The sequence below is a fragment of the Actinoplanes sp. NPDC089786 genome, from assembly GCF_040684855.1.
Taxonomy (GTDB): domain Bacteria; phylum Actinomycetota; class Actinomycetes; order Mycobacteriales; family Micromonosporaceae; genus Actinoplanes.
The window spans coordinates 121,545-128,127 of record NZ_JBFBGU010000025.1 but is presented as its reverse complement, the minus strand read 5'-3'; the positions used below and the strand labels follow the sequence as shown (position 1 = coordinate 128,127).

7 protein-coding genes and 2 tRNA genes are annotated in these 6,583 nt (G+C 66.9%); 3 read left to right on the top strand and 6 right to left on the bottom strand.

Annotated features, from left to right (window positions below; genetic code table 11):
* Positions 1-210: hypothetical protein (locus tag AB0O15_RS41170; protein ID WP_364331186.1), on the top strand; the 210-nt coding region annotated here is incomplete at its 5' end.
* Positions 211-514: 304 nt separating this feature from the next.
* The gene (locus AB0O15_RS41165) at positions 515-739 is read left to right on the top strand and encodes a hypothetical protein (protein ID WP_364331183.1); all 225 of its coding nucleotides are present in this window, start codon (positions 515-517) and stop codon (positions 737-739) included.
* Between the two features lie 51 nt (positions 740-790).
* Here the strand turns inward: AB0O15_RS41165 and AB0O15_RS41160 are convergent, their stop codons facing one another.
* From AB0O15_RS41160 to AB0O15_RS41135, 6 genes are all read right to left on the bottom strand, one after another.
* Positions 791-1,585, bottom strand: coding sequence for a carbon-nitrogen hydrolase family protein (locus AB0O15_RS41160; RefSeq protein WP_364331180.1), 795 nt, complete (start codon positions 1,583-1,585; stop codon positions 791-793).
* A gap of 255 nt (positions 1,586-1,840) precedes the next feature.
* Entirely contained in the window at positions 1,841-3,133 is a 1,293-nt protein-coding gene (clpX, locus tag AB0O15_RS41155; RefSeq protein WP_364331177.1) for an ATP-dependent Clp protease ATP-binding subunit ClpX, read from the bottom strand.
* A 234-nt stretch (positions 3,134-3,367) separates the two neighbouring features.
* Positions 3,368-4,030, bottom strand: coding sequence for an ATP-dependent Clp protease proteolytic subunit (locus AB0O15_RS41150; RefSeq protein ID WP_364331174.1), 663 nt, complete (start codon positions 4,028-4,030; stop codon positions 3,368-3,370).
* An 11-nt stretch (positions 4,031-4,041) separates the two neighbouring features.
* Positions 4,042-4,671, bottom strand: coding sequence for an ATP-dependent Clp protease proteolytic subunit (locus tag AB0O15_RS41145; RefSeq protein ID WP_364331171.1), 630 nt, complete (start codon positions 4,669-4,671; stop codon positions 4,042-4,044).
* A gap of 130 nt (positions 4,672-4,801) precedes the next feature.
* Positions 4,802-6,151, bottom strand: a complete 1,350-nt coding sequence (gene tig, locus AB0O15_RS41140; RefSeq protein ID WP_364331168.1) for a trigger factor — start codon at positions 6,149-6,151, stop codon at positions 4,802-4,804.
* Positions 6,152-6,187: 36 nt separating this feature from the next.
* Positions 6,188-6,261, bottom strand: a tRNA-Pro gene (locus tag AB0O15_RS41135).
* 121 nt (positions 6,262-6,382) lie between these two features.
* On the opposite strand from AB0O15_RS41135, the gene AB0O15_RS41130 reads away from it, so the two are divergent.
* Positions 6,383-6,453, top strand: a tRNA-Gly gene (locus AB0O15_RS41130).
* Positions 6,454-6,583: the final 130 nt, after the last annotated feature.

Here is a 6,583-nt window from a genome sequence, read left to right as displayed (position 1 = left end):
TGCCAAAGGAATCGCGAGGCAAAACAAAACCTCGCCATAAATTGGCACTGGCTTATCAAGCACCCTGTTGAGTTCTCAAAGAACAACCACACACCAAGAACCGGATCTCTGACCGAGATCCTTCCTTGGGGCTTTCGCTCCGATTCCTGGTCGACATCGCCATCACGAGGTTGCAACCTCGAAGGCATCGCCCAGTTCAACCCGCGCTAACGCTAGCCACCCTGAAGTGGTTGTGTCGTTCGGGTTATCCGTCAGACCGACCGATGATCGCTTAGCGATCCATCCGCCCGGCTCCTGCGGCTCTCATACTCTACCCGGTCGTTCCCGCCGGTGCAAACCCGGTTTCCCGTGCTTCACACCCTGCCTCGCCCGGTGCCTCTGACGAGCATAGCGCGCGTCTTCGGCAGTGGCTCAGGCGCTGTCCGAAGAATCCTCTTCGTCCGGCTCCGTGTGCCGTGGAGAAACTTACGCGACCGGTCTGGCGAAACGCAAATCGGCCCCCGGCCGTGTCAGAGTGGCAGGCATGACCGAGACCTCGGCACCCGCCGGCGACTGGCTGTTCGGCCTGCTCTCACCCCTGTGGCAGCTGGTCATCGGCCTGTTGGTGCTGGTGGTGATGGCGGTTTCGCTGCTCAAGCTGCTCCGCCGCGGCCCGTCCCGGATGGGCGGCGCGATGCTCCTGATCGGCGGCGCCCTGGTCGGCGTCGCCGTGGTCAGCTACCTGGTCGCGCAAATCTGAGGCCGATCCATGACCCGGCCAGCGCTGCGGCGCGGAAGGCCTTAACCCGGGTCAGAGCCGGCGGTTGGCCAGACTGGGCACCTCGGTCCGGATCTTCTCCACCCGCTCGAGGTCGAGATCCGCGACGACGACACCCACGACATCCGGCGCCTGAGCCACCACGGTCCCCCAGGGGTCGATCACCATGCTGCGCCCGAAGCACGTCCGGTCGGGCTCGTGGTCACCGATCTGCCCCGCCGCCACGACATAGCACTGGTTCTCGATCGCCCGCGCCCGCAGCAGAACCTCCCAGTGATCGCGACCCGTATGCATCATGAAGGCCGCCGGCACCACGATGACCTGCGCGCCGCCATCGGCGAGGCGTCGATAGAGCTCGGGGAACCGCAGGTCGTAACAGATCGACAGCCCGACCGGCACCCCCGCGACCGGGGCCACCACGACGTCGTCGCCGGCCGACACGGTGCGCGACTCCTGGTACGAGACCCGTCCCGGGATCTCCACGTCGTACAGATGGATCTTGCGATAGACCGCCACCCGCTCACCCGCGGGCGAAAAGACCAGTGACGTGTTGTAGGTGTGATCGTCGTCCGGCCCGCTCTCGTGGAACGAGCCCGCGTGCACCCAGATCCCGAGCTCCCGGGCCGCCGCGGCGAAGAAGCCGGCGAACTCGCCGTCTATCCCCTCCGGCTTCGGCATCCCCTGGCCACGCCCGAGATAGTCGACATACTCCGGCAGCACGGCCAGTTCGGCTCCCGCCGCAGCCGCCCGCTCCAGCAGTCCACGGGCCTCGGCAAGATTCCGCTCACGATCGTCCTGGGCATTCAGCTGACACACCGCAACACGCATACCCCGAGCCTAAGCGCGCCCAGGGTGTGGTGGGGACAGCAGAGTTCGGAGCCACAGGGTGCGCGGCGGCGGCCAAGGCACGACCGTGGGCTCTGGCCACCCGGCTGTGCGTGAAGTCATCGCCGGGCGTCAGAGGGATCTTGAGCGGGCCGGGAAGGCAGGGTCACGGCGTGGGCCCAGAGCCGACGAAGGCCAAGGGCCGCCACCGAGGTGCTCGCCCGCCTCGAGCGAGGCGGGCGATGGCGTCGGCGAGGGTCAGGCCGACTTCTCCTCGCGCTCGCGGCGGGCACGGCGGCCCCCGAACTCGCGCGGGACGATGGTCGGGTTGACGTTCTCGAGGACCACCTCGCGGGTGATGAGCACACGCGCGGCGTCGGGGTTGCTCGGGACCTCGTACATCACGGAGAGGAGAACCTCTTCCATGATGGCGCGGAGGCCGCGGGCGCCGGTGCCTCGGAGCATGGCCTGATCGGCGATGGCCTCGAGGGCGCCGGTGTCGAACTCGAGCTCGACGCCGTCGAGTTCGAAGAGGCGTTGGTACTGCTTCACGTAGGCGTTGCGCGGCTCGGTGAGGATCTTGATGAGCGCCTCGCGGTCGAGGTTGCGCACCGTGGTGATCACCGGGAGCCGGCCGATGAACTCGGGAATCAGCCCGAACTTCAGCATGTCTTCCGGCATGACCTTGCTGAAGATGTCGTCGGTGTTCCGCTCGGAGATCGAACGCAGGTGGGCGCCGAAGCCGACCCCGCCCTGGCCGACGCGGGACTCGATGATGCGGTCCAGCCCGGCGAACGCGCCACCCACGATGAACAGCACGTTGGTGGTGTCGATCTGGATGAACTCCTGGTGGGGGTGCTTCCGGCCGCCCTGCGGCGGCACATTGGCCACCGTGCCCTCGAGGATCTTGAGCAGGGCCTGCTGGACACCCTCGCCGGAGACGTCGCGGGTGATCGACGGGTTCTCACTCTTGCGAGCGATCTTGTCGACCTCGTCGATGTAGATGATGCCCTGCTCGGCCCGCTTGACGTCGTAGTCGGCGGCCTGGATCAGCTTGAGCAGGATGTTCTCGACATCCTCACCGACATAGCCGGCCTCGGTCAGCGCGGTGGCGTCGGCGATCGCGAACGGCACGTTCAGCATGCGGGCCAGGGTCTGCGCCAGGTGTGTCTTGCCGCAGCCGGTGGGGCCGATGAGCATGATGTTGGACTTGGCCACCTCGACGTCGCTGCCCGCTCCGGGCGCGCCGGCCGACTCGGCCTGAATCCGCTTGTAGTGGTTGTAGACGGCGACCGACAGCGCCTTCTTGGCCTGTTCCTGCCCGACCACGTAGTTGTCGAGGAACTGGCAGATCTCCATCGGCTTGGGAAGCTCTTCCCACTTCACCTCGCCGGTTTCGGCCAGCTCTTCCTCGATGATCTCGTTGCAGAGATCGATGCACTCGTCGCAGATGTAGACCCCAGGGCCCGCGATGAGCTTCTTGACCTGCTTCTGGGACTTCCCACAGAAGGAGCACTTCAGTAGGTCGCCACCGTCACCGATCCGTGCCACCTACGGTCTCCCTGCCACTCATCGGCCGGCTACTGCCCGTCCTCAAGCTGAGAACGATCCGCCTCGACGCCGTTGAAAACTTTCGTCCTGCACAGCTCATCGTCCGCGGACCCGCGTTGCTGAGGTTGCACGCTCGACGTTACCCGCTGTTGGGCACTTCTCCGACCCCCCAAAACGGGCGTGTCAGGGGCCGGTCAGTCTAGCTCGCGACTGTCCGACCCCCGGCGGGTGGTGTCAGTTGCCCGCGCCCACGGTCTGAAGGCTCTTCTTACGGCTGACCAGAACGGTGTCGACGAGACCGTACTCCTTGGTCTCATCGGCCGTCATGATCTTGTCGCGGTCGATGTCCTTGCGGACCTTCTCGACCGTCTGGCCGGAGTGCTTGGCCAGCAGTTCCTCGAGCTGGGTACGCATCCGGAGGATCTCGCGCGCCTGGATCTCGATGTCCGAGCCCTGGCCGTAGCCGCCCTCGGTGGCCGGCTGGTGGATGATGATCCGCGAGTGGGGCAGCGCCATCCGCTTGCCCGGCGACCCGGCCGCCAGCAGCACAGCGGCCGCGCTGGCCGCCTGGCCGAGACACACCGTGATGATGTCGGGGCGGACGTACTGCATCGTGTCGTAGATCGCCGTCATGGCCGTGAACGAACCACCGGGCGAGTTGATGTACATGGTGATGTCGCGGTCGGGGTCGGTGCTCTCCAGCGTCAGCAGCTGGGCCATCACGTCGTTGGCCGACGCGTCGTCCACCTGCACGCCGAGGAAGATGATCCGGTCCTCGAACATCTTGTTGTACGGGTTCGACTCCTTGACGCCGTACGACGTGCGCTCCACGAACGAAGGCAGGACGTACCGGTTGTGCACGGGTGCGAACCCTGGAGGCATGGAAAGGTCGGTCATGGTCTGCTCCCTCAGTTCAGCGTGCCGGCGCCCTCCGGGACCTGTGTGGCCCCGGTGATCACCTTGTCGATGAAGCCGTAGTCCTTGGCCTCTTCGGCCGTGAACCAGCGGTCGCGGTCGGAGTCGGCCTCGATCTGCGCCTGGTCCTGGCCGGTGTGGAAGGACACCCGCTCCTGGAACATGCGCTTGGTGTAGAGCATCTGCTCGGCCTGGATCGCGATGTCGGCGGCCGTACCGCCCATCCCGCCGGACGGCTGGTGCATCATGATCCGCGCGTGGGGCAGGGCGAAACGCTTGCCCGCGGTGCCCGCGCAGAGCAACAACTGTCCCATCGACGCGGCCATGCCCATGGCCACGGTCTGAACGTCGTTGTCGATGAACTGCATGGTGTCGTAGATCGCCATGCCGGAGTAGACCGAGCCACCCGGCGAGTTGATCCACAGGTTGATGTCGCGCTCCGGGTCCTCGGCGGACAACAGCAGGAGCTGCGCGCAGATGCGGTTCGCGACCTGGTCGGTCACCTCGCTGCCGAGGAAGATGATCCGCTCGCGCAGTAGCCGGTTGAAGACCGAGTCGTCGAGGTTGCCACTGAGTTCGCCGCCCCGCAGAGCGGGACTCGCAGGAATGTGCAGGTCGGTCATGGCAGCCCTTCACCGCTGACTGAACCGGCCGAGCGATCCGGCCGGCAACTGGTCCGTAGTACGACCAACGTAACCGGTCGGATGCCCGGCGGCTTCCCGCTCGGGCGGGTGTTCGCTGTCAGCGCAGGCGTCAGTGGTCGTGACCGGCGTGCTCGGCCTCGTTGGCCTCGCGGAGGTCGTCCAGCGTCAACGTGTTGCCCTCGCTGTCCTGCATGGTGACCTTCTCCAGCACGGAGGCCAGCGCCTTGCCCCGGCGCACGTCGCCGAACACGGCGGCCGCGGTGCCGGACTGCACGAGCTGGTCGTAGTACTGCTGCGGGGACATCTGCGCCCGCTGCGCGCGGTGCACGATCTCGTGGCCGAACTCGTCGTCGGAGACCTGGATGTCCTCGGCGTCGGCGACCGTGTCGAGCAGGAGCTGGATACGGACGCCCTCGGTCGCGGCGTCGGCCAGCTCGGTGTCGATCTGCTCCTCGGTCTTCTCCTCGGAGGCCAGGTAGTCCTCGAGGGTGGCGCCGATCCGCTCGAGCTGGTCGGTCATGGCCTGCTTGCGGCCCTCGACCTCGTCCTTGACGATGCCCTCGGGCGCCGGGATGTCGGCCGCCTCGACGAGCTGCTTGAGTGCCTCGTCACGGGCGGCGTAGATCTGCTCGACCTTCTTCACCCGGCCGAGCCGCTCGCGCAGGTCGCCGCGCAGCTCTTCCAGCGTGTCGAACTCGCTGGCCAGCTGGGCGAACTCGTCGTCGACCTCGGGCAGCTGCTTGTCCTTGACGCTGCGCACCTTGACCTCGACGTCGGCGTCGCGGCCGGCGAAGTCGCCGCCGACCAGCTGGGTGGTGAACGACGCGTCGGCGTCGGCCACCAGGCCGACCAGCACCTCGTCGAGGCCCGGGAGCAGCTGCTTGCTGCCGACCTCGTGGGAGATGTTGGTGGCCGAGCCGCCCGGCACCTCTTCGCCGTCGACGGTCGCCTTGAGGTCGAGCTGGACGTAGTCGCCCTCGGCGGCCGGACGGTCGACCGTCTTCAGCGTGGCGAAGCGCTCGCGCAGCCCGTTGACCTGCTCGTCGATCTCGCTGTCACCGATCTCGACGGCCGGCACGGTCACCGAGATGGTGGACAGGTCGGGCATGGTGATCTCGGGCCGGACGTCGACCTCGGCGGTGAACTTCAGCGGCTCACCGTCGGTGAACTCGGTGATCTCGACCTCGGGACGGCCCAGCGTCTTGACGTCGTGCTCGCGGACCGCGGCCAGGATCTGCTGCGGGATGGCCTCTTGCACGGCCTCGTTGAGGACCGTGCCCCGGCCGACCCGCTGGTCGATCACCTGGGCGGGGATCTTGCCGCGCCGGAAGCCCGGGATCTGCACCTGCGCGCCGATCTCCCGGTACGCCTTCTGCAGGCTCGGCTTGAGCTCGTCGAACGGCACCTCGATGGCGAGCTTCACCCGGGTCGGGCTCAGAGTCTCGACGGTGCTCTTCACAGGCGTACTCCTTGTTGCTTCGTCTGGTGGTGTCAGTCGGGGTGGCGGGATTTGAACCCACGGCCCCTCGCTCCCAAAGCGAGTGCGCTACCAAGCTGCGCCACACCCCGTGGCCGGGCAAGTGTATGCGGTCCGCCTCAGCGCCTGCGCTCCGGAGTCGCCCGGGCGACTCACCGGGGTATCCCGTTCGCATGTCACGGGGGACATTCAGTACGCTGTTGATGCACCAACGCGGGCGTAGCTCAATGGTAGAGCTTCAGTCTTCCAAACTGACTACGCGAGTTCGATTCTCGTCGCCCGCTCACGACTGGGGCCCCGTGTCCGCGGAAAGCGCAGACCGGGGCCCTTCGCATGCCAACCTGGGGGCCGAGCCCCCAGACCCCACGACGAACTGGGGCCCCGTGTCCGCGGAAAACGCAGACCGGGGCCCTT